The following is a 22,901-nucleotide window of genomic DNA, read 5'->3' as shown; positions in this document are numbered from 1 at the left end:
CGCAACCGGTGGTGAGGGCTTCAGGCCGGCACTGGACAAACACGCCTGTGCGCAGGATCGCAGGCGTCGCCGGTCACGGCCTGACGCAGCGCCTGCAGCGGCATCAGACCGCTCAGAATTCCAGGTTGTCGATCAGCCGCGTGCTGCCCAGACGGGCGGCGATCAGGGCCACGCGCGCGCCGGCATGGCTGTCGCTCGGCTCGCTCAGGTCGGGCAGCCGCACCACCGCGTAATCGACGCGGAAACCGGCCTGTTCCAGCGCCTGGGTGGCGGCGTCCTCGACCTGCGCACGCGGCGTACCGGCGGCGTAGCTGTCGCGCATCTGCAGCAGCACCTTGCGGATCTGGGTCGAGCGCGGGCGCTCGTCGGCGGTCAGATACTGGTTGCGCGAGCTCATCGCCAGGCCGTCGGCCTCGCGCACGATGCTGCCGCCCAGGATCTCGATCGGAAACGCCAGGTCGGCCACCATCTGGCGGATCACCGCCAGCTGCTGATAGTCCTTCTTGCCGAAGGCGGCCACGTCCGGCTGCACCTGATTGAACAGCCGCGCCACCACCGTGCACACGCCGTCGAAATGCCCCGGCCGGCACACCCCTTCCAGCACGTCGCTGACGCCCGGCGCGTGGATCGGTGTGGCCAGTGCGGTGCCGAGCGGATACATGGTGTCCACGTCGGGCAGCCACAGTGCATCGCAACCGGCGTCTTCCAGGCCGCGCAGGTCGGCCTCGGGCGTGCGCGGGTAACGTGCGAAGTCTTCGTTGGGGCCGAACTGGGTCGGGTTGACGAACACGCTCGACACCACGCGGTCGGCGTACTGGCGCGCCAGCATCACCAGCGAATAGTGGCCGGCGTGCAGGTTGCCCATGGTCGGCACCAGCGCCACGCGCAGGCCCTCGCGCTTCCAGCCGGTGACCAGTGCGCGCAGGGTGGAAAGATCGGTCAGGGTCTGGATCATGCGGCGTACGCGTGCGCTGCGTCGGGGAAGCTGCCGTCGCGCACGGCCTGCGCGTAAGCGCGCACTGCGCCCGCCACCGAGCCGCCTTCGGCGAGGAAATCCTTGACGAACTTGGGCCGGCGGTGGCCGCTGTCCAGGCCCAGCATGTCGTGCATCACCAGCACCTGGCCATCGCAGCCGGGGCCGGCGCCAATGCCAATGGTGGGCACACTGAGCGCAGCGCTGATCTGGGTGGCGATCGGCGTGGGCACGCATTCCAGCACGACCAGACTGGCACCGGCGTCGACCACGGCCTGCGCGTCGCGGCGCAACTGCTCGCCGGCTTCGCCGCGCCCCTGCACCGTGTAACCGCCAAAACGCAGCACCGATTGCGGGGTCAGCCCCAGATGCGAGCAGACCGGGATCTCGCGCTCGACCAGATAACGGATCACCTCGAGCTTGTGCCCGGCGCCCTCGATCTTGACCATCTCCGCGCCGGCCTGCAGCAGTTGGGTAGCAGCGTCCAGTGCGCGCTCCGGCGTGGCATCGGCCTGGAACGACAGATCGGCCACCAGCAACGCCCGCTCCAGCACCCTCGCCACTGCGGCGGTGTGGTAGACCATGTCGGTGGTGGTCACCGGCAAGGTCGAATCGTGCCCCTGCACCACCATGCCCAGCGAATCGCCAACCAGGATCAGGTCCACGCCGTTGGCATCGAAGGTCCGCGCAAAGCCGGCGTCGTAGGCGGTCAACATGACCAGTTTTCGACCCTCGCGCTTGGCCTGCGCCAAGGCGGGCACGGTCCAGGGCTTGCTGTCGGTATGGCTGCTCATGAAGTCATTACGTGGGGTGATAAGCCGGCCATTATCTACCCAATCGGCTCCAGCCCGCAGACATCGATGGCCTGCAGGGCGTGTCGCACTGTTCCATGGCCCGGAATGATCGCCTCCGGAGCGAGCTCGGACAGCGGCAGCAGCGCAAAGGCGCGCGCCTGCAGATGCGGGTGCGGGACCTGCAGGCGCGGCAGGTCGATCACCTGATCGGCGTACAACAGCAGATCCAGGTCCAGCGTGCGCGGGCCCCAGCGCTCGCCGTCAATGCGCTGCCGGCCGAAGGCCTGCTCGATGCCGAGCAAGGCCTCCAGCAGTTGCAATGGCGCCAGCGCAGTGCGCAGCTGCGCCACCGCATTGATGAAATCGGGCTGGTCTTCGCGGCCCCAGGCCGGCGTGCGGTACAGGCGCGAGGCGGCAATCAGGGTGGATTGCGGCAGCTCGCCCAGTGCGGCGATGGCCGCGCGCACGCTGGCCTCGGCCGGGCCCAGGTTGGCGCCCAGGCCGACAAAGGCGGTGTGCACGCCCTACTCGCCTGCTGGTGCGCCGGTGCGACGGCGGCGACGGCGCCGCTTGCGCGGTGCACCCTCCTCGCCTTCGTGATCAGCCTGCGCGGTTTCGATCGCATCGACCAGTTCCTGGCCGGAGGACTTCTGCGCCTCGCGCCAGAACTCCACATCGGCGGCGTGATCGGCCGAGGCGAACTGGCGCAACACCAGGAAATCGAACGCGGCGCGGAAACGCGGATGCGACAAGGTGCGGAACACGCGCTTGCGCTGCCGCGAGGAGAAGCGCGTCTGCAGCAGCCAGATTTCCTGCATCGGCAGCGAGAAACGGCGCGGCAGCGCCACGCGCTCGAGCTGATGCAGGGTGACCCGGTCGGCGGCGCGACGCTGCGCGTCTTCCGGCTGCACGCCCTGCGCCTGCAGGCCCATCAGGGTGCGGCAGAACGCCGGCCAGAGCAGCAGGGCGAACAGGAACGCCGGCGACACCGGCTCGTCGTTGGCCACGCGCGCATCGGTATTGCGCAGACCTTCCAGCACCATGGCGCGCAATGCGCCACTGCGGTTGGAGCGCAATGCGGCCGCACTCTCCGGGAACAGCGCACCGAGCAGGCCGTAACGCTCCAGCCCCTCAAAACTGGCCACACCGTGTCCAGACAGGAACAGCTTGAGAATCTCTTCGAACAAGCGCGCCGGCGCGGCCTCGGACAACAGACCGGCCAGGCGCGGGATGGGTTCTGCGGTGCCGGCTTCGATATCGAAGTTCAGCTTGGCCGCCAGACGCACCGCGCGCAGCATGCGCACCGGATCTTCCTGGTAGCGCAGCTCAGGGTCGCCGATCAGCTTCATCAGGCGCGCCTGCACATCCTCGAAGCCGCCGCAGTAGTCGCGTACCGAGAAATCCTCGATCGCGTAGTACAGCGCGTTGCAGGTGAAGTCGCGACGGATCGCATCGTCTTCGATGGTGCCGTAGACGTTGTCGCGCACCAGCCGGCCGTTATCCAGTTCGCGGTCGCCGCTGCCATCGTCGATGTTGGCGCGGAACGTGGCCACTTCGATGATCTCGCGGCCGAACACCACATGCGCCAGGCGAAAGCGGCGGCCGATCAGGCGACAGTTGCGGAACAGCGCTTTGACTTCTTCCGGCGTGGCGCTGGTAGCCACGTCGAAATCCTTGGGATGGCCGCCGACCAGCAGGTCGCGGACGGCGCCGCCGACCAGGTAGGCACCAAAGCCCGATTCGCGCAGGCGGTACAGCACGCGCAGCGCGTTGGGGCTGATGTCCTTGCGCGAGATGGTGTGCTGATCGCGTGGGATGACGCGCAGCGTGAACGGAGATGTAACTGAGGGTTCGATGATGGCGCTTCCGTCTTGTGTTGCAGGATTGCCCAACGGGTTTTAGCGCACTATACTAGCGCGCTGCACAAGACGCACCAAACGCTCCCTTCGTCTAATGGTTAGGACGTGGCCCTCTCAAGGCTAAAACAGGGGTTCGAGTCCCCTAGGGAGCACCACCGTCGTCTGACTGCAGAACACGCCGAGACCCCGCATTGCGGGGTTTTTGCGTTATTGGGCATGGGTGGTTGCCGCTGGTCGGGTGGACGCGCATTGATCCCGCACCGGTCAAGCGCAGCTCCCATGGCAACGCCATCGAGCCAATTTGCTGAGATGCGCCGATTGGCTGAGGCCGGTTACGGCGCCGAGCGCTGCGGATTGCGCCTTACCGCCGATCGCGCAATTCAGTCCTGCGGCTGCACATCGTTCACCCTGGCGGCGGCACATGGGCGTGGCTCTTGCCGATCACCCCACTACAAAAATCATGTACGGCCCGATCAACACATAGGCCTGCGCGACAGCGCGTCCGCATCGCCGCAGCGTGCGATCAATCTCGCATTTGCGCGCAGCAACGGCAGATCGACGTGGATGTTTGCATTGCATGGCAACTCCTCACTCAGCCAATGGATGAAACGCGCCGGCATCGCTGTCGGTTTCGGCAATGGCGTCATGGGCATGCAGACTTTCCAGGTGGCGCACTGCCACATGGAAGACGGCGTGGCGCTCGGCCAGCACCTTGCGCAACCGCCGCGCGGCATCTTCGACATACATCAGGTTGGCGCCATTCAAGCGGGCAAACGCCTGCTCGTCGATGCGCCGTACCGCCGCCTGTACCGGCGTCGCCAGTGCCTGTTCGCACAGGCCGACCAGTTCGCGGATGTCAAAGCGCTGCACGCATGCGCTCAGTTCCACGCGCACCTGCGCCACGCTGCGCTGACTATGCGGCGTGGCGTGCGAACCGTTGTGTTGCAGCCATTGCGCAACCTCTGCGACCGGTAACGCATCGCGCCCTTGGTGCTGCTGCAAAAACGCATCGCTCAGCAACTGGCGCGACAAGGCCGCCGAACAGGGACAGGTGGAGGCGTACAGCACATCGACCTGCAACTGGATCTCGGTGCGGCCTGCCCTGGATTGCGCGTCGATGCGCACCGGATAGGCGCGCCAACCGCTCAGCCCTTCGCTGCGCAGCGCCGGCATCCGCAGCATCAACTCGAAGTTCAGCGCCAGCCGCGCCGCACGGCTGCCGCAATCGGCATGACTGTCGATCAGCGCTTGCAGCAGCTGCGACACCATCGCTGGCGACACCGGCTGCTCCAGATGCCGATCCAGCAGGCGGTACAAGCGCGACATGTGGATGCCCTTGAGCTCCCGACGCGGCAGATCCACCTGCACGCTGGCACGCGCGGCCACGCTGCCGCTGGGCCCGGCATCGGCCAGGCACAGCGGCACGGCGATGTCCTGCATGCCGACCCAGCGCAGCGGCGCGCTCAGTGGGGAAGGTTCGGTAACGGCAACATCGGGAAGCGTGGCGGACATCGAAAGCTCGTAGAAGGAGATGAGGGCAATCCCGCCTCAGGCGCGACCGGGAAACATCTGGAAGTAATCGTCGATACCGGCATGCAGCGTGTGCGCCAGTTCGTCCTGATGCGTATCGCCGCACAGCCGCCGGCAGTCGTCGCGATTGCTCATGAAGCCGGTTTCCACCAGCAGCGACGGAATGTCCGGCGACTTCAACACGGCAAAGCCGGCCTGCCCGACCTGGTCCTGATGCAGCCGCGTCACCTGCTGCAGCCGCCCGAGCATCAACTTGCCGAACGCCACGCTGCTGGCGATGGTGCCGCTCAGCGACAGGTCGGCCAGCACCTGCGACAGCACCGGGTTGCTGGGCACCCGCAAGCGGCGCGCACTGTCGCCCATGTCGTCGGCGGCGTTTTCGCTGTCGGCGATCCAGCGCGCCAATGCAGAGCTGGCGCCGTTCTGCGACAAGGCAAATACCGACGCGCCGCGCGCCTGGCTGCTGGGCGCAGCATCGGCATGGATGGATACGAACAGATCGGCATTGTGGCGATGGGCGATCAACACCCGCTCGTGCAACGCCACGAAGCGATCGTCGCTGCGGATCATGGTCGGCAGGTAACGCGGATCGGCCGCCAGGCGCTGGTGCAGCCGCCCCGCGACCGCCATGGCCACATACTTCTCGTAGCGCGCATCGGCACTGACCGCGCCGGGATCCTTGCCGCCGTGACCGGCGTCGATGGCGACCACGTAGGGATGCAGGCGGGAGCGCGTGGGCACAGCCGCCGCAACGGCCGGCTCGGTCGGATCGGCTGCGGACAACGACGCAGTGCCGGGCACAGCAGCAAGATCGACCACCAGTGCACCATCCTCCCAGCGCGCCGTGGCTGTCAGCGGCTGCGCCAGATCGAGCACCACGCGCAGCCCATCGCCGTGCGGGCCGCTGCGGATGGCAACGACCGCGAGACCGTCAGGCAATGGATCGATCTGCGGTGGCTGTGTCGAAACGCCCGGCAGGTCGATGACCAAGCGCGCTGGATTGGACAGGCTGAAGCTGCGGTAGGCGACCTGCGTACTCAATGCGAGCCGAAGTCGCAGCCCCGCATCCTGACGCTGCAGATTGCAACTACGCAGCAGCGGCAGCGGCTGCGCCTGGACCAGGCGCGGCGACAGCAGCAAGGCTGCGCCGACGGTGTGCAACACCTGCCGCCGCCTCATCGGGCCAACCCCGCTGGATCGACGCGGCCACCGCGCCACTTGGAGCGCGGACGGTTCGGCATGGTGACCAGGCAAACGACACTCTGCGGCAAGGAACGCGACACGGCGTGACCGGACGAACGATGGATGAAGTGTTATAAAGTAACACTCGTTGCGCAAAATCAAGCCCGCCGTGCCTCGCCACTGCCCTCACGTTCACTTTTACCGAAGAGCGCCTCGATGTCGCCCGTCATCCCCGACAGCTATACCGCCTGGCGCCACTGCATCGAAGTCGACTGCGCCCAGCCACTGACCGTCCCTTTCATCGCCCAACGACTCGCCAGCCTGCGCGACCTCGGCGACCACCACACCCAGCAGTTCTCGCGTCGTTGGGGCGAATCTCATCACCGGCGAGTGATTGGATGGTTTGAACGTGCCGGTGGCGAACTCGAGCCGAGCCGCTAAATAGCGCGCGCGCTCCAGCACTGCACATCACGCCTGACCGGATAGGTCCAAGGTAACAGCGGATGCGGTTGACTGTTCCTCGCTGATCGGCGAACGGTATGCCGCAGCGATTTTCTGCGACAAACAATCAACAAAATCTGCCATTCAACACGTAACGTATAAGCGCCTGAATCGCAGGCGGAGTTGCCCCATGCAGGGGGAAGGCAAAATCATGAAGAACGCAAAAGATTGGCTTATGGCTTTTTGCGTCGTTGCTGGAATGCTGTCGTCAGGCATGGCAATGGCTCAATGCTGTGCCAATGGTGGCGTCGGCGTACATGCAATGACAGGACTTGGCGACAGCAATCCCAAGGCAGCCAACCTAACGATGGATCCGTCGCTTGCCATTTATGAACTCCATCGCGATGGAGTGACATATCTCCAGATCAACGATGTAACTGGAGTGGTCCACGCAGTGGTAGCACGAGTGGACAACGCACTCTGGACCTTGCCAATGGGCAAGGATGTAGAACGCGTCGTGCTGCCGGCGGCAAACAGGATTTCGGCAAGCACGAGTTCAAACAATCCGCCAACGTTTGATTCAACTCAGCGTGATCAAGCACGACTTGTCTACAAAACAAAGAACTTCACGGTATTCAACTGGCGGGAAGCAACTGGGGAACACTGGATAGTCTCCCCCTGACTGCAACGGAGACTGGCTCGGCAACCAGAAAGGTAAGAACCAACGCATGGCGGCGGCGAAACATGCCGCCATGCGCTTTCAAGCGCGCCTTCAGTTCAGCTTCCACATCGACCGAGTCGCTCTTGGCCGCCTCAGCTGACGACGAATCCGCAATCACGCGCACCAACACGCCCTTAGCCCCTCTCCCTGTCCAAGCACGAGCCTGGATGAAGTGCCGACTAGCCGGCGGCAAGATCTCCACACAATTGAGCGTACTGCGATAAGCACTCAATTGGAGCTCCAATGACAGCTTCCTGCAGTCACCGCGAAACACGCATTGAAACTGAGATTGGCAGAAGCGTTCGAGTGCTGACGAACGCAGAGCCTGATACAGCCCATGCGTCTCGATTTCCAACGGATACAGCGCGGCGACATACTGCTGAAGCAATTGCGACTCAAGGACACCAACCCGCGTCATCTCCATTGCTGCAGAATGCTGCCCTCTGCCCCTCAAATCAGCCACCACATCTTTGCGCATCTTGTTGATCTGAACATTGATGTCAGAGTATTCGAGCACCCGATTGCGCAGCATGCGCTCAGCACTGGAATAGCTTGCTCGGGCTAGTATGAAGGCATCATCTCTTGGCTGGTTCGAAACCTTATCGCGGGCAGGCTTGCGCAGACGAGCATTGAAAACAAAAAGAGCTGTCGTCGTGACCGCATAGAGCAACTGGATACTAAAGACTTGTTGATCAAAAAACCCGATCTGATACACCCGAGGAAGCGAGAACTCAATTGCGAAGCTTGCCAATAGTGACCCTAGAGCACTGCCTCTCCACCCCTGCCTGAAAGTCAACACGACCATTGGCACGAGCATCGCAACCATCAAGATGCTTCGAGTCAATGGTTCCTGCGAGACCCCTAATAAGAAGAACAAACCGAGGATAACAGCCACCGCGATTCCGAGATCTCGCTGGAGACTCGGGCGTACAGGACCGTCATTCCAGTTCGCCCATAACATCGCAGGAAGAAGCAAGACCAGCATGCCCAGATAGCTACCTGACCAATAGAGCACTATCAGGTCTAGTGCAGGGTCAGCCTGCGGTCCACCGAGGGTCACGTTTATTAACAGGCTGCATATAGCGTTCCAGAGAGCTATAGCAAGAGCAGCAGGAATAAACCACTGCTGGCTTTTAACAATATGAGGAACTTGATATCGAAGCAGGCCAATCGCCCCAGCAATCAAAGGCGCATGAATGAAGGGACTCAGATATGACCATAACGGATTGAAGCCCTGTAACTCGCCTAGCGGAATACGCAAGAACAACATCGCCGCAGCGTCACCTGCCAACAGAAAAGGCCACTCGCGATAAGGCCGAAAGAGCAAGGCGACTACGCGCAAACCAACCGGCAGATACCATTGTTCGATCGACAAGCGCCAAAGCATCAGAAACACCAGGCAGTAGCACACGCTGATCAGCATGCCCCTGACAAGCTCTTTAGCTACTGCCATACCACCACTCCTTGGTTCCACGATTCGCCCTAGTCTGGAGGGAAACTGCCTGGTGGAGTATAGCGGTGGCGCACAATTTGCAAAAAGAGCCGGTGCCCTTCCAGGCGGTTATCGCCATTGAAGACGCGCATTGCACTTTGCTGGTGCGTTGGGCCACGCGGAAATCAGGCCGCCTGACACAGCACAGGTCAGAGCTGCCGGCAGTCACGAGACGACGCACGCACCCAATCCAGCCCAAGGATGACAGCCAGCGCGATTGAGGCGCCTGCAGGTATGCGAGACGTCGGCAAGATCCCGGCGAGACCGTCAACGAACAAGGCCGCGCAGTGCGCGGCCTTGTTCGTCATCCATGCCGATATCAGCATAACGGGGGATATCAGCCCTCCATCTGCTCCAGCTCCTTGCCCTTGGTCTCGTAGACGTACTTGAGCACGAAGAACACCGAGATGAAGGCGGCGACGGTGTAGATGCCGTAGGCGCCGGCCAGGCCGATGCTGCCGAGCAGGATCGGGAAGCTGACGGTGATGGCGAAGTTGGAGGTCCACTGCGCGGCGCCGGCAATGGCCAGGCCCGAGCCGCGGATCTGGTTCGGGAACATCTCGCCCAGCATCACCCACATCACCGGGCCCCACGAGGCATTGAAGAACACCACGTAGACGTTGGCGGCCACCAGCGCGAGCATGCCCATGGCATCGGACATGGCGAGCTTGCCGTTGGGGTCCAGCGAGGCGGTGGCAAAGGCATAGGTCACCAGGGCCAGCGAGACCGCCATGCCGGCCGAGCCGATCCACAGCAACGGTTTGCGGCCGATCTTGTCCACCAGCATCACCGTGACCAGGCAGGCGCCGATGCTCAGGCCGCCGGAGAGCACATTGATCAGCAGCGCGTCCTGCTCGGAGAAGCCCACCGCCTGCCACAGCACGGCGCCGTAATAGAACACCACGTTGATGCCGACCAGTTGCTGGAACACCGCCAGACCCACGCCGATCCAGACGATCGGACGGATCTTGCCGGTGGCCTTGTTGATGAGGTCGGAGAACTTGGGCTTGTGCTGGTCGGCCGACATCGAGGCCGAGATTTCGGCCAGCTTGGTCTGCGCGGCGGCGTTGCCGTACAGCCGCTTCAGCACCACCAGCGCCTGCTCGCGGCGGCCCTTGACCACCAGGTAGCGCGGACTTTCCGGGATGACCAGCAACAGCAACAGGAACAGCAGCGAGGGAACCGCCTGCATCCAGAACATCCAGCGCCAGGCGGCCTGCCCGGCCCATAGCGGCTCGGTGGAGGCACCGGCCGCATTGGCCAGCAGGTAGTTGCTCAGGAATGCGCAGAACAGCCCGCTGATGATGGCAATCTGCTGCATCGTGGCGAGGCGGCCGCGATAGCGCGCGGAGGCGACCTCGGCGATGTAGGCCGGCGAGATGACGCTGGCGGCGCCCACCGCAAAGCCGCCCATCACGCGAGCGAAGATGAAGAAGCCGGAACTGTGCGAGGCACCGGCGCCAATGGCCGAGAGCAGGAACAGTGCCGCCGAAATGATCAGGACCGCGCGGCGGCCCCAGCGGTCGGCCAGACGGCCGGCAAAGAAGGCGCCGATGGCGCAACCCAGTAGCATCGAGGCGACTTCGAACCCGGTCTCGGCGGCGCTGGAATTGAAGGTCTGCTTCAGGCCGTCGACAGTGCCGTTGATCACACCGCTATCGAAACCGAACAAAAAACCGCCGATCGTGGCTACGCAACTGATCAGGACGATAAAACGGGTGTTCTCACCGGCATCGGGGGCGCCGTTTACGGAGACACTGGACATGGATTCACCTGGAAGCATGCAAGGGAGCGGCCACGGGGGCGGCCGACATCGGCCGGCGACGCGCAGTGCGCCGCCGGCCACGGGACATCAACGCGTCAGATACTGATTGATCAGGTTCTCGTAGGCTTCCTGGCGGCCGCTGAGCTGCTTGGGTTCGTTGCCGGCGGCGTACTTGGCCAGATCCACCAGCGTGCTGCTGCCGTTGGCGAAATCCGCACCCGCGCCGCTGTCGAAGCTGGCGTAGCGCTCGGCGCGCCACTGTTCCAGCGGCGAGGAGGTCAGCAGCGCATTGGCCACTTCCAGCCCGCGTGCAAATGCGTCCATGCCGCCGATATGCGCCAGGAACAGATCCTGCGGGTCGGACGACTCGCGGCGCACCTTGGCATCGAAGTTCAGCCCGCCCGGTGCCAGCCCGCCCTGACGCAGCACCACCAGCATCGCGCCGACGGTGTCGTACAGGTCGGTCGGGAACTGGTCGGTATCCCAGCCGTTCTGCGGGTTGCCGCGGTTGGCATCGATGCTGCCGAGCAGGCCGGCATCGGATGCCACCTGCAGGTCGTGCTCGAAGCTGTGACCCGACAGTGTGGCGTGGTTGGCTTCGATGTTGAGCTTGAAGTCCTGGTCCAGGCCGTGCTGGCGCAGGAAGCCGATCACCGTGGCGCTGTCGAAGTCGTACTGGTGCTTCATCGGCTCCATCGGCTTGGGCTCGATCAGGAAGTTGCCGGTGAAGCCGATCGCGCGGCCGTAGTCGCGTGCCAGGGTCAAGAAGCGCGCCATGTTGTCCTGCTCGCGCTTCATCTGGGTGTTGTGCAGGCAGGCATAGCCTTCGCGGCCGCCCCAGAACACGTAGTTCTCGCCGCCCAGCTCGACGGTGGCATCGATCGCGGCCTTGACCTGCACCGCCGCACGCGCCACTACGTTGAAGTCCGGGTTGGTCGACGCACCATTCATGTAACGCGGGTGCGAGAACAGGTTGGCGGTGCCCCACAGCAGCTTGACGCCGGTATCGGCCTGGCGCTGCTTGGCGATGCCGACCATGTGCTTGAGGTTGCTCTGGTACTCGCCGATGTCGTCGGCATCGGGCGACAGGTCGATGTCGTGGAAGCAGTAGTACGGCACGCCGAGCTTGGTGAAGAACTCGAACGCGGCATCGGCCTTGGCTTCGGCGCGATTCAACGCGGTGTTGCCGATATCCCACGGGTACGTGCGCGTGCCCGGGCCGAACGGATCGGCGCCGTTGCCGCAGAAGCTGTGCCAGTAGGCCACGGCAAAGCGCAGATGCTCGGCCATGGTCTTGTCGCCGACCTGCTTGTTGGCGTCGTAGACCTTGAACGCCAGCGGGTTGTCCGAGTCGCGGCCTTCGAAGCCGATCTTGCCGATACCGGGGAAATATTCCTTGGCGCCGATGTAGACGGTGTTGCTCATGGGGTGGAATGTCCTTGCTGCTGGGGGAGTTGTAGAAAGCGTGTCAATCAGCCGGCGTAGAGCGGGCTGACCACATGCAGGTGCTTGAGGAAGTGCTGGTAGTGCTGCTGATACTGGGCCACGCGCTGCGGATCCGGGCGCGCCGACAGGCTGTCGTCGACCTGCAGATGCTCCAGCACCACATCCGACAACGCGTACGTACCGCCGTCATCGCGATCGCAGGCCCACAAGGCCTGCAGCGCGGCACCGAAGGCAGCGCCTTCGGGTTGGGTCGGCACCACGACCTGCAGGTTGAAGATATCGGCCACCATCTGCCGCCATTGCGCGCTCTTGCTGCCGCCGCCGGTGAGCAGGATGGTGTCGAACTGCAGACCCGCCGCAACGAACGCATCGAAGCCGTTGCGCAGGCTATAGGTCGCCCCTTCCATCGCGGCGCGATAGAAATGCGCCGGGGTGGTGTTGTGCAGGTCCATGCCGAACAGGCAGCCGCGGGCGGCCGGCAAGTCCGGGGTGCGCTCGCCGTTGAAGAACGGCAGCAGTACCAGGCCATCGGCGCCGGGCGTGGTGCTGGCGATCAAGGCGTCGGTCTGTTCGCGGGTGATCGAGAACATGCGCATCACCGCCTCGGTGGCGACGGTGCAGTTCATGGTGCAGATCAGCGGCAGCCAGCCGCCGCTGGACGAACAGAACGCGGCCCAGCGTGCCTCGTCGTCCACCACCGGGTGATCGGCGTAGGCGAACAAGGTGCCCGAGGTGCCCAGGCTCATGGTCAGACGCCCCGGCACCACGTTGCCGGTGCCGATGGCGGCCATCATGTTGTCGCCGCCGCCGGTGGTGACACGCACACCGGCCGGCAGATTCAAGGCATCGGCGGCTGCGTCGGACAAGGCATAGACCGCGCCGGTCTCCACCAGCGGCGGCAGTGCCTCGCGCAGGTCGCGTTGTGCGTCTACCGCGCCGAGCATGCGCTCGGACCACTGCCGCGTGCGCACGTCCAGCCAGCCGGTGCCGGAGGCATCGCCGACTTCGGCAAAGCGCTCACCGGTGAGCCAGAAGTTCACGTAGTCGTGCGGCAGCATCACCGTGGTCATCGCCGCATACGCCTCGGGGCGATGCTTGCGCGTCCACGGCAGCTTGGAGGCGGTGTAGCCGGCCATGATCGGGTTGCCGGCGGTCGCCACGCTGCCCGCGGCGCCGCCCACCGCATCCATGATTTCCTCGCATTCCAGTGCGGTGCTGGTATCGCACCACAGCTTCACCGGTGCGGTGACGCTGCCATCGGCGGCCACCGGCACAAAGCCATGCTGCTGGCCGGAGACCGAGATGCCACGCACCTGCGCACGCTGCTCGCCATCGAGCTGCGCGAAGCAATGCACGATGCCGTCGATCCACCACTGCGCCTGTTGCTCGCGGGTGCCGTCGTCGCGGCTGATCAGTTCCATCGGCGCGGCGATCGTGGCGACCACGGCGCGCTCCTGCGGATCGTAGGCCACCAGCTTGACGCTCTGCGTGCCCACATCCAGTCCTACGTACAAGCTCATTGCATCACCAATCGGTTGTTGTTGAGGCCCACCAGCCGGGTGCGGCCGGCACCCAGTTCCAGGTCCAGGGTCTGCCCTGCGTAAGACAGTTGATAGCGCCCGCCCCGCTCGCTGTGCACGCGTGCCTGCTGCAGGCGGCCGCCCTCCCAGTGCAGGTCCACGCTGGCACCGCCGCGCACGCGCAAGCCACGCACACTGCCGCGTGGCCATGCCTTGGGCAAGGCAGGCAGCAGGAACACGCTGCCGCCCCAGCTTTGCAGCAGCATTTCGGTGATGCCGGCGGTGCCGCCGAAGTTGCCGTCGATCTGGAACGGCGGATGCGCGTCGAACAGATTCGGGTAGGTGCGCTCGGGCGAGATCAGCAGTTGCAGGATGCGGTAGGCATGCTCGCCATCGGCCAGACGTGCCCATAGATTCAGCCGCCAGCCGATGCCCCAGCCAGTGGTGTTGTCGCCGCGCGTTTCCAGCGTGCGCTTGGCCGCGGCGGCAAGCTCGGGCGTATCGCGCAAATTGATCTGGCTCGAAGGATGCAAGGCGTACAGATGCGAGACATGGCGGTGATGGATCTCCGGCGCCTGCATGTCCCAGTCCTGTTGCCACTCCTGCAATTGCCCCGACTTGCCGATGCGGTTGGGCGGCAATTGCTCGCGCAGCGTGCTCAGTTGTTGTGCGAAGGCGTCGTCGACCTTGAGCAGCTTGCTCATCGCGATGCATTGGGCGAACAGATCGCGCAGCAGCTGCGCATCCATGGTGGGGCCGGCACACAGCGCGGCGTTGAACGGATGCTGGTTTTCCGGCGAGATCGACGGGTTGGTCACCATCGCGCCGGTCTGCGGATCCTTGACCAGCGTGGCGACGAAGAACTCCGCTGCGCCCTTGAACAAGGGATAGATCTTGCCCAGATACGCGCGGTCGCGGCCGTAATCCCAGCGGTCCCACAACTGCTGCAGCAGCCAGACGCCGCCCATCGGCCACAGGCTCCACTTGGCGCCATCGATCGGCCCGGCCTGGCGCCACAAATCGGTGTTGTTGTGCACCACCCAGCCGGGTGCGTCGTACATCGCACGTGCGGTGTGCGCGCCGGTCTTGGCTAGATCGAACAACATGGATTCCAGCGGTTCGACGCACTCGTGCAGCGCGTTGGCCTCGCTGGGCCAGTAGTTCATCTCGGTGTTGATGTTGATGGTGTACTTGCTTTCCCACGGCGGCTGCATCAGGTCGTTCCAGATGCCCTGCAGATTGGCCGGCTGGGTGCCGGGCCGCGAGCTGCAGATCAGCAGGTAACGGCCGAACTGGTGATACAGCGCGGCCAGCGCCGGGTCGTTGCCCTGCGCAAAACGCTGCACGCGCTCGTCGGTGGGCAGTGCCGCCGCCTCGCTGGTTCCCAGATCGATCGCCACGCGCCGGAACAGCCGCTGGTGATCGGCCAGATGCGCACGCAGCAATGCGGCGTAGTCCAGCTTGCCGGCCTTCTGCATGCTTGCTGCGGTCAATGCCAGCGGATCGCCATCGACTGCATCAAAGCGTTGGTAGCTGGTGGCGGCGGTGAGCAGCAGCACCACTTCATCGGCGGCGTCAATGCGCAGGCGGTCGCGCAGCCCGCTGAGCGTGCCGCCCTTGACCTGCGGCAGCACGCGCAAGGCAAAACGCAGCTTGCCGTCGATGCCGGCAAAGCTGCCGTTGCGGCCACTGAACAGCAGCCCGCCCTGCTCCACCGTGACCGCGCCGGTCTGCGGGCTGTCGATGCCCACGCGCAGGGAAATCGCGCGTGGCCGATCGCAGGACAGGCGCACCACGATGCATTGCGACTGTGCCGACACGAACACTTCGCGCTTGTGCACAGCACCGCCGGAGCGGAACGTGGTGGTAGCCACGCCGGTATCCAGATCGAGCTGGCGGCGATACTCGCTGATGCCGTCGGCACGATCGAAATCCAGCAACAGATCGCCCAGCGGTTGATACGGCATCTGCTTGAGCGGACGCGAGAGCATCTTGGCGTCGGCCAGGGTTTCAGCTTCGGCATAGCGCCCGGCAAATACGAGCGTGCGCACCTGTGGCAAGGCCGCCAGCGCGTCGGGGCTGGTGGCATCGTACGGGCCACCTGCGTACAGCGTGTCCTCGTTGAGTTGCAGGCGCTCATGGGCAATGCCGCCCCACACCATCGCGCCCAGCCGGCCGTTGCCGACCGGTAGCGCCTGCACCCACTCGTTGGCCGGTTCGCGGTACCACAGCTGCAAGGCATCGCCCGCAGCAACGGCAGGCAGCGATTGCTCGCCGGCAGCCTTGGCCGGCGCAGCAATGGCGGACGCAGTCGGCACAGCGCCCAGCGCCGCGAGTGCGGCACCGGTTGCCTTGCAGACTTCCCTGCGGGTCAGCACGTGCACCACCGTGCTGCATGACCGGACCTGCACGCCCGAGCCTTGCGGCGATCCGGCATCTGCGCACTCACTGACTGACAACGAGTTGCGATCATCGACGACGCGCTTTGCCGGACGCAATCTTGCGCTGCAACACACTGACCGGATTACCGTCGTACTGGATGCTGGCATCGGTGCTGGGCTCCAGCGCACCGGCGTCCTCGCGCGGGCCGTCGACAAAGCGCACATTGACGGTGCGCTTGGCCCGCATGCCGGTCCAGCTGCCTTCGCGCTTGCCGATGCTCAGCTCGCCCTTGGCCTGGTTCCAGCTCAACGGAATGCGGCTGAACTCGCCCTTCTCGTAGCCGTAGCCCTTGCCGTCGTCCTCATACAGCGAGAACTGGCCGTCGGCACCGGTGTAGACCACCACGGTGAGCGGCGCGTCCGGCTTCTGATCCACGTATTCCTGCACCGGGCCGGTCGGCACGATGGAACCGGCGCGGACGAACAACGGCATGCGCTCGATCGGCGCGGCCGCCTCGATGCTCTGGCCGCCTTCGTAGCGCTTGCCGGTGGCGAAATCCAGCCAGCTGCTGCCGGCCGGCAGATAGACCTGACGCGAGGTGGCGCCGAAGCGGGTCACCGGTGCGACCAGGAAGGCCGGGCCGAACAGGTACTGGTCGTTGATGTCGCGGACCTTGGGGTCGTTCGGGAAGTCCATCATCATGCCGCGCATGATCACGCCATCGCGCTGATAGGTGTCGCCGGCCAGGCTGTAGATGTACGGCAGCAGCGCGTAACGCAGGCGGTTGTAGTACGCCATGCTGTCGTAGAACGGCGTGCCTTCCGGGGCAATGTTCCAGATCTCGCGGTACGGGAACTGGCCGTGCGAGCGGAAGATCGGCACGAATGCGCCGAACTGGAACCAGCGCGTGTTGAGTTCGCGCCATTCCGGCAGGTGCGCCGGGTCCTGGTTCTCGTAGCGTTTCTCCACCGCAAAGCCGCCGATGTCGAAGGTCCAGTTGGGCAGGCCCGACAGCGCCATGTTGACGCCACCGGAGATCTGGTCACGCATGTCGTCCCAGCGCGAGACGATGTCGCCGCTCCACACTGCCACCGCATTGCGCTGGGTGCCGGCATAGCCCTTGCGCGAGAGGATGAACACGCGCTTGTCGTCGGCCGCACGGTCGCCCACGTACACGCCATGGGTGTGCGGCAGCGGGTAGGAGTTGAAGTATTCGGTGGACGAGCCCAGCGCGTTGGGCGTGGTGCGCGCCTTGCGCTCGCCGATGTCCAGGTTGGAATGCACGTCCGGTTCGTCGGCGTCCATCCACCACGCATCGAAGCCCTTGCTGTTGAGCTTTTCGTTGACCTGGCGCCAGTAGATCGCCTGCGCCTTTTCCGAATACGGATCGTAGAACGAGTTCTTGTAGCCCTTGCCGATCCAGTCCAGCTCACCCACTTCCACGTTGCGCTTGAACATGAAACCGGCCGCGTCCAGTTCCTTGTAGTTGGCGGTGGTGGGATAGAACTTGGGCCAGATCGAAATCATGATCTGCGCATGCATGTCGTGCACCGCCTTGACCATGCCGTCCGGATCGGGGAAGTGCTGCGGGTCGAAATCGTGCGAGCCCCAGGCGTTCTCGGGCCAGTACGACCAATCCAGCACGATGTTGTCCAGCGACAACTTGCGCTTGCGGTATTCGGCCACCGCGCCGACCAACTCGTCCTGGCTCTTGTAACGCTCGCGGCTCTGCCAGAAGCCGTAGGCCCACTTGGGCAGCATCACCGACTTGCCGGTCAGCTCGCGGTAGCCGGCCACGGCCTGATCGTAGGAATCGGCCGAGACGAAGTAGTAGTCGATCATCTGGCCGGCTTCGGACCACAGCGACAGGTCCTTCGCTTCGGCGGCCGGCAGCGGGTCGCGGTGCAGCAGCGCGATGTAGCTGGGGTCGATCAGGTCCCACTCGACCTTGACGGTGTGGCGCGTGCCCGGCTCCAGATCCAGCTTGAACTCGTGATTCCACGGGTTCCAGTTCTGGCGCCAGCGATCGACGACCAGCTTGCCGTCCACGTACAGCTTGGCGTACTCGCTCGAATACAGCGAGAAGGTGTGCTCGCCACCGGTGAGCGCTTCGATCTCGCCCTCCCAGGTGACCTGCATGCGGCTGTCCTTGTCCTTGGTGATCGCCTTCTTCGGATACTTGGTCAGGTCGCTGAGGTACTGGTAGTTCACCTCGCTCTCGCGGCGTTCGACGATCTGCTTGCCGTTGATCGCATAACGTGCGGTCAGCGCACCGGCCTTGCCCTTGGCGTCATACAACTTCAGCGTCTTGGGCAGCGGCTGCAGGCCGCGCGGGTCGCCCAGGCGGCTGATCGAGTTGTTGTCCCACAGCAGGCCGTAGTTGCGGCTGGACACCAGGTACGGCACCGCCATGTCGATATTGTTCTGCTGCAACTCGATGTTGCGGCCCTTCTGGTTCATCCAGCCCTGCTGGTGCTGGCCGAAGCCGTACAGCGCTTCGTCGTCGGGCGACTGGAAGCGCTGACGCACGCTCAGGTACTGCTTGCCCTCCACTTTCAGCGGCGCAAAACTGCGCCCGCCGGCAACTTCCGACAACACCGGCTTGCCATTGGCATCGGCGAAGCTGACATGGCCATCGACGGTGGACACGGTGGCGGTGACCTTGCCGGTCTTCAGCTGCACGCTGTCGCCCTGCTCGGCCAGCTGGAAGTTGCCATCGCCCTGCACCGGTACGCGCATCAGGCTGGGGCTGCGCGCGAAGTCGCCGTCCGGGTCGGCACTGACGCGGATGATGCCGGCATCGACCACCTGCAGACGCACCGGTGCGGCGCCCTTGGCGCTCGGCACCACGGTGACGCCATCGGCGGCCTTGCGCACTTCCTGCGCGTGCGCGGCATTGGCCAGCAAGGCCAGCGACAACGCCAGGCACTGCGCAAGCGGGGTACGTCGGGTGGCAGGCGCATGGCCGGCGGAACGGTTGATGGTTTGCATGTTCACTCCCTTGGAATTACGAAACGCTGCCGCGGGGGCGGCAACGCATGGGTTCATTGCGTTCGACCTGGAAGACGGCCTGCTGCGCAGCGATCTGGCTGCGCAGCAAGTGGCCGTGCAGGTTTACTTGTAGGTGGCCAGCTTGATCTTCAGCAGCTGCGGTGCACTGGAAAAATTGACGCCGTAATCGGTCTGGTCGCCGTTCCAGTTGCGCTCGAACTTCCAGTCGCTGCCGTCGTACACGCCTTCCTCAACGCGGTCGTAGAGCATGTTGGCGGTCGCCTCGCTGGCCGGATGCAGGGTCACGCGCACGTGGTAGCCGGTGACCAGGAACTCGTCAGGGCCGAGCTCGGCGATCAAGGCCGCGCCGATCGGCTCGGGGTTGCCCGGCGGCTCGCCCTTGAACCAGAACTGCGGCACGCCGTAGGTAATGGTGGCGCCCCAACGTTCGTTGAGCTGCAGCTCCTGCACCGCCTGGCCGGGTTCTTCGGCAGTGCCGTGCAGCTTGCCTTCGGACGCGGCCTTGGCGAACGGACGCATGCCGCGCTTGACCAGCTCGAACCCCAGCGCGAACGGGGCCAGGGTTTCTGCGTTGACGTGCTTGGCGCCCAGCGGATAGTTGGAATAACGCGTGTAGTCCATGCCGAACGCCGACCAGCCGATGCCGTCATGGCCCAGCGCGGGGAACAGATAGCGCGCGTATTCCGGGCGGTTGCCGGTTTCGGCGACGAACAGCGCATTGTCCGGGCGGGCGTAGCGCTCCAGCACCGTGGTGTAGGTGCGGTACTCGGGCATGTAGATGTCCGGCGCCAGCAGGTCGATATGCGGGCCGGCGGCCTTCCACACATCCAGCACGTTGTCGGTGGGGCCGCCGCTGGCGTACTGGCCAGGCTGGCCGGGATTGAACGGGCCACGCAATGCGGCGTTGACGTACATCGGCAGCGGGTATTCGGCCTTGCCGGCTTCGGCCACCTGGTCGATGTAGCGACCGATCGACCAGGCATGGAAGATCTCGTCCGCATCGGCACCGAACACCTGCGCCCAGCTGCCCGGCTGCTTGTTCAAGCGCTTGAGCAGCTCTTCCGGCACCGGGCCGTCGAACAGCTTCTGCGCCATCGGCGAGAAGTCGCGCACGCTGCCGTAGGTGCCCGGCTCGTTCTCGGGCTGGATCATGATCACGGTGTGTTGCGGATCGACCTGCTTCAGGTGCTGCATGAAGGCGACGAAGGCCTTGCGGTCGGCATCCAGGGTGGCCTGCGCATGCGGCGACAGCGAGCCGATCGCCTTGCCCTCACGCGTCACCACGCGCGGGAAGCGCTGGTTGTCGGTCTTGACCCAGCGCGGCGCATACGCCGGGCCGTTGTTCTTCCAGGTCGCAAACCACAGCAGCACCAGCCGCACCTTGTGCTCGCGCGCCTGCGTGAGCAGCGTATCGACAAAGGAGAAATCGAACTTGCCTTCTTCCGGCTCGACCTGCTCCCAGGCGATCGGCACCTGCACGGTATTGGGGCCCAGCACCTGCATCGCCGGCCACACCTTGTCCATCACGCCGGGATAGTTGCTGGAGTTGTTGACCTGCGCGCCCAGGATCAGGAACGGTGCGCCATCGACCATCAATGCGTGCTTGCCGTCCTTGCTGACGAACTGCGGCATCGGCGTCTGCGCAGCCGGCGCCGCTGCCGTGGCAGGCGCGGTCCCTGCGCTACCGGCAGTCGGTGCCACTGCGGCCGGTTTGGCTTTGTCGTCCTGCTCGCCGGATTGGCACGCTGCCAGGGCCAGCGTCAGCGCGGACAGCAGCAGCGGACGCAGGCAACGGCGTGCAGGGGAAGAAGCGATTAGACGTGCAACGGGGGAATGCATGGACATAGGACTCCGTGTCACCAGGTATCGGTGCGGAAGGGGGAAACGGGAAGCTGTTCGCGATTGACCAGGTTGGCGTCGTCCGGGTTTTCGCTCCAGCCGTAGCGCACCGCGACCGGTGCAGCCACCGCGTCGCTGCGCACGATCACGCGATCGCCCTCAATGCGCGCGGTAGCCGGATGGAAGTGTTTGTCGGCACCGGCGACGCGGAAGCCCTGCACTTCGCCACCATTACGCACCTGCAACGCACTGCCTTGCAGATCGAAACTCAGCATTGCCTGACCATCGACAAAGCGCGCCTGCTTGAACACCGGCGCGCTGTACACCAGCGTTTGGCCGTACGCCACATGACGTGCAGCAAGCGCAAGGCGATGGCCGACATCGCGCTTGTTGGTGGGATGGATATCGGTGGGGTTGCCGATATCGATGATCACCGCCTGCCCGGTCGCCGGCAGCGCCAGCGTCTTGGACTGCGACTCGCGCAACAGTGCCCACGGGCTCAGCTCGCCCTTGTCGCCGCCGGCCTTGAAGTTGGCCAGCTGCACCCACATGAACGGCAGGGTTTTCGCGCCACGTTCGGCGCGCCATTGCTGGATCATCGCGGCGAACTGTTCACGGTACTTCAGCGCGCCGGTGTCGCTGGCGTTGGTTTCGCCCTGGTACCAGATCACGCCCTTGACCGGGAACGGCTGCAGCGGATGGATCATCTGGTTGTACAGCAGCGTGGGCAGCTGATTCTTGTTGTCTACCAGCGATACACGCACGGCGGCGGGGCGGAGTTTCCAGCCGCCCAACGCGCGTTTGGCACCGGCGCTGGTCTGCACGAAGCGCTGCTCGTCCGGACCATGCATGCCGCCACCGCCACTGAGATCTTCCACCCGCACCGCGATGTGGTTGACCCCTGCATGCAAGGCCGAAGCCGGCACGCTGTAGACGCGCGGCAGGTTCCACTGCTTTTCGGTCGTGCCGACCTGCTGGCCATTGACGTAGGTGATGTCCGAGTCGTCGATCTGTCCCACGCCCAACGTGATGCCGGCCTTGGCTTCGGCAGCGCTCAGGGTGACCGTGGTGCGATACCAGGCGATCCCGTCCATGCCGTCATAGCCGCTGGATTCCCACTGCTGGGTGGTCGGGATGCTGTCCCAGTCGCTGTCGTCGAATGTCGCTTCGCGCCACTGCGGCATCTCGCCATCCACCTTGGGCCAGCGCGCGATGCGCTTGCCGGTGGCGGCCTGCGCAGCGGCATCGCGCTGCTTGATCGCCTCGATCGCACCCTGGTTCTGCCCGGCATCCAGGCCCAGCGAGGCCGCATCCATCCACGCCTCGATCGCGCTGCCGCCCCAGGTGCTGTTGACGATGCCGATCGGCACGCCGGTGCTGGCGCGCAGCTCCTTGGCGAAGAAATAACCGACTGCGGTGAACTCGCCGGCGTTGTCCGGCGTGGCAGCCTTCCAGTCGCCGCCGGTCAGGCGCGCTTCCGGCTGCAGCGACCACGACTTGGGCACCTTGAAGTGCCGCAACTGCGGGTCGTTGGCCGCTGCCACCGCCTGCGGTCCATCACTGGCCTGCGCCAACGGCCACTCCATGTTCGATTGACCGCTGGCCAGCCACACATCGCCGACCAGCACATCGCGCACCTGCAACTCGTCGCCGTCGCCCTGCACGCTCAGCACATAGGGGCCACCTGCCTTGTGCGCGGGCAGGCTGACCTTCCACTGGCCCTTGGCATCGGCTTTAGCGGTGGCCCGCTTGCCGTCGAAGCTGACCGTGATGGCGGCATGGGGCGTGGCCCAGCCCCACACCGGCATCGCCTGGTCGCGCTGCAGCACCGCGCCATCGGCAAACAACAACGGCAGGCTCGGTTGCGCCAATGCGGCAGGGCTGGCCAGGACCAGGCCCAACAGGCAGCCACGACGGATGAGGGAAACGGTCATGCAGTGATCTC

At 64.7% G+C, this 22,901-nt stretch carries 16 protein-coding genes and 1 tRNA gene; 3 read left to right on the top strand and 14 right to left on the bottom strand.

Annotation, left to right across the window (positions count from 1 at the left end; all coding sequences use genetic code 11):
• Positions 1 to 112 precede the first annotated feature (112 nt).
• Genes panC through pcnB form a run of 4 tightly spaced genes read right to left on the bottom strand, consistent with a single transcriptional unit; the run spans position 113 to position 3,659 of the window.
• Positions 113 to 955, bottom strand: coding sequence for a pantoate--beta-alanine ligase (gene panC / locus ABQY64_RS09155; RefSeq protein WP_104623172.1), 843 nt, complete (start codon positions 953 to 955; stop codon positions 113 to 115).
• On the bottom strand, positions 952 to 1,767 hold the full coding sequence (panB, locus tag ABQY64_RS09150; RefSeq protein WP_115510917.1) for a 3-methyl-2-oxobutanoate hydroxymethyltransferase: 816 nt from the start codon (positions 1,765 to 1,767) through the stop codon (positions 952 to 954). The genes panC and panB overlap by 4 nt, the downstream gene beginning before the upstream one ends.
• A 35-nt stretch (positions 1,768 to 1,802) precedes the next feature.
• The gene (gene folK, locus ABQY64_RS09145) at positions 1,803 to 2,288 is read right to left on the bottom strand and encodes a 2-amino-4-hydroxy-6-hydroxymethyldihydropteridine diphosphokinase (RefSeq protein WP_047125494.1); all 486 of its coding nucleotides are present in this window, start codon (positions 2,286 to 2,288) and stop codon (positions 1,803 to 1,805) included.
• Between the two features lie 3 nt (positions 2,289 to 2,291).
• Positions 2,292 to 3,659, bottom strand: a complete 1,368-nt coding sequence (pcnB, locus tag ABQY64_RS09140) for a polynucleotide adenylyltransferase PcnB (RefSeq protein ID WP_024939771.1) — start codon at positions 3,657 to 3,659, stop codon at positions 2,292 to 2,294.
• A 47-nt stretch (positions 3,660 to 3,706) separates the two neighbouring features.
• On the opposite strand from pcnB, the gene ABQY64_RS09135 reads away from it, so the two are divergent.
• Positions 3,707 to 3,781 (top strand) — tRNA-Glu (locus ABQY64_RS09135).
• Positions 3,782 to 4,214: 433 nt separating this feature from the next.
• Here the strand turns inward: ABQY64_RS09135 and folE2 are convergent.
• Positions 4,215 to 5,138: a GTP cyclohydrolase FolE2 gene (gene folE2 / locus ABQY64_RS09130; RefSeq protein WP_349780027.1), complete on the bottom strand. Its 924-nt coding sequence runs from the start codon at positions 5,136 to 5,138 to the stop codon at positions 4,215 to 4,217.
• Positions 5,139 to 5,174: 36 nt separating this feature from the next.
• Positions 5,175 to 6,335: an N-acetylmuramoyl-L-alanine amidase gene (locus tag ABQY64_RS09125; RefSeq protein ID WP_349780026.1), complete on the bottom strand. Its 1,161-nt coding sequence runs from the start codon at positions 6,333 to 6,335 to the stop codon at positions 5,175 to 5,177.
• A 219-nt stretch (positions 6,336 to 6,554) separates the two neighbouring features.
• Here ABQY64_RS09125 and ABQY64_RS09120 point away from each other — a divergent pair, with 219 nt between their 5' ends.
• Both ABQY64_RS09120 and ABQY64_RS09115 read left to right on the top strand, forming a co-directional pair.
• A complete protein-coding gene (locus ABQY64_RS09120; protein WP_349780025.1) occupies positions 6,555 to 6,779 on the top strand; it encodes a hypothetical protein in 225 nt (74 codons plus the stop codon).
• A 190-nt stretch (positions 6,780 to 6,969) separates the two neighbouring features.
• A complete protein-coding gene (locus ABQY64_RS09115; RefSeq protein ID WP_349780024.1) occupies positions 6,970 to 7,461 on the top strand; it encodes a hypothetical protein in 492 nt (163 codons plus the stop codon).
• On the opposite strand, the gene ABQY64_RS09110 is transcribed toward ABQY64_RS09115, so the two are convergent.
• The 8 genes from ABQY64_RS09110 to ABQY64_RS09075 all read right to left on the bottom strand — a co-directional run bounded on the left by ABQY64_RS09110 (position 7,415) and on the right by ABQY64_RS09075 (position 22,890).
• Positions 7,415 to 8,953, bottom strand: coding sequence for an MASE1 domain-containing protein (locus ABQY64_RS09110; protein ID WP_349780023.1), 1,539 nt, complete (start codon positions 8,951 to 8,953; stop codon positions 7,415 to 7,417). The two genes, ABQY64_RS09115 and ABQY64_RS09110, sit on opposite strands and share 47 nt — an antisense overlap.
• A gap of 376 nt (positions 8,954 to 9,329) precedes the next feature.
• Positions 9,330 to 10,757 (bottom strand): sugar porter family MFS transporter, encoded by a 1,428-nt coding sequence (locus tag ABQY64_RS09105; protein ID WP_016904374.1) that lies wholly within the window; start codon positions 10,755 to 10,757, stop codon positions 9,330 to 9,332.
• An 87-nt stretch (positions 10,758 to 10,844) separates the two neighbouring features.
• On the bottom strand, positions 10,845 to 12,182 hold the full coding sequence (gene xylA, locus ABQY64_RS09100; RefSeq protein ID WP_349780022.1) for a xylose isomerase: 1,338 nt from the start codon (positions 12,180 to 12,182) through the stop codon (positions 10,845 to 10,847).
• Positions 12,183 to 12,229: 47 nt separating this feature from the next.
• Entirely contained in the window at positions 12,230 to 13,723 is a 1,494-nt protein-coding gene (xylB, locus tag ABQY64_RS09095) for a xylulokinase (protein WP_349780021.1), read from the bottom strand.
• Entirely contained in the window at positions 13,720 to 16,101 is a 2,382-nt protein-coding gene (locus ABQY64_RS09090) for a glycoside hydrolase family 95 protein (RefSeq protein WP_349780020.1), read from the bottom strand. Before ABQY64_RS09090 ends, xylB begins: the two co-directional genes overlap by 4 nt.
• Before the next feature lie 91 nt (positions 16,102 to 16,192).
• The gene (locus ABQY64_RS09085) at positions 16,193 to 19,096 is read right to left on the bottom strand and encodes a TIM-barrel domain-containing protein (protein WP_166772222.1); all 2,904 of its coding nucleotides are present in this window, start codon (positions 19,094 to 19,096) and stop codon (positions 16,193 to 16,195) included.
• A gap of 123 nt (positions 19,097 to 19,219) precedes the next feature.
• Positions 19,220 to 20,890, bottom strand: a complete 1,671-nt coding sequence (gene galD, locus ABQY64_RS09080; RefSeq protein WP_349780037.1) for a GH35 family beta-galactosidase GalD — start codon at positions 20,888 to 20,890, stop codon at positions 19,220 to 19,222.
• 83 nt (positions 20,891 to 20,973) lie between these two features.
• Positions 20,974 to 22,890 (bottom strand): sialate O-acetylesterase, encoded by a 1,917-nt coding sequence (locus tag ABQY64_RS09075; RefSeq protein WP_349780019.1) that lies wholly within the window; start codon positions 22,888 to 22,890, stop codon positions 20,974 to 20,976.
• Positions 22,891 to 22,901 lie beyond the last annotated feature (11 nt).

This window comes from Xanthomonas sp. WHRI 7065, assembly GCF_040203115.2.
In the GTDB taxonomy this organism is placed as follows: domain Bacteria; phylum Pseudomonadota; class Gammaproteobacteria; order Xanthomonadales; family Xanthomonadaceae; genus Xanthomonas; species Xanthomonas arboricola.
The sequence above is the reverse complement of the archived record's forward strand: the minus strand, read 5'-3'. Positions and strand labels throughout refer to the sequence as shown.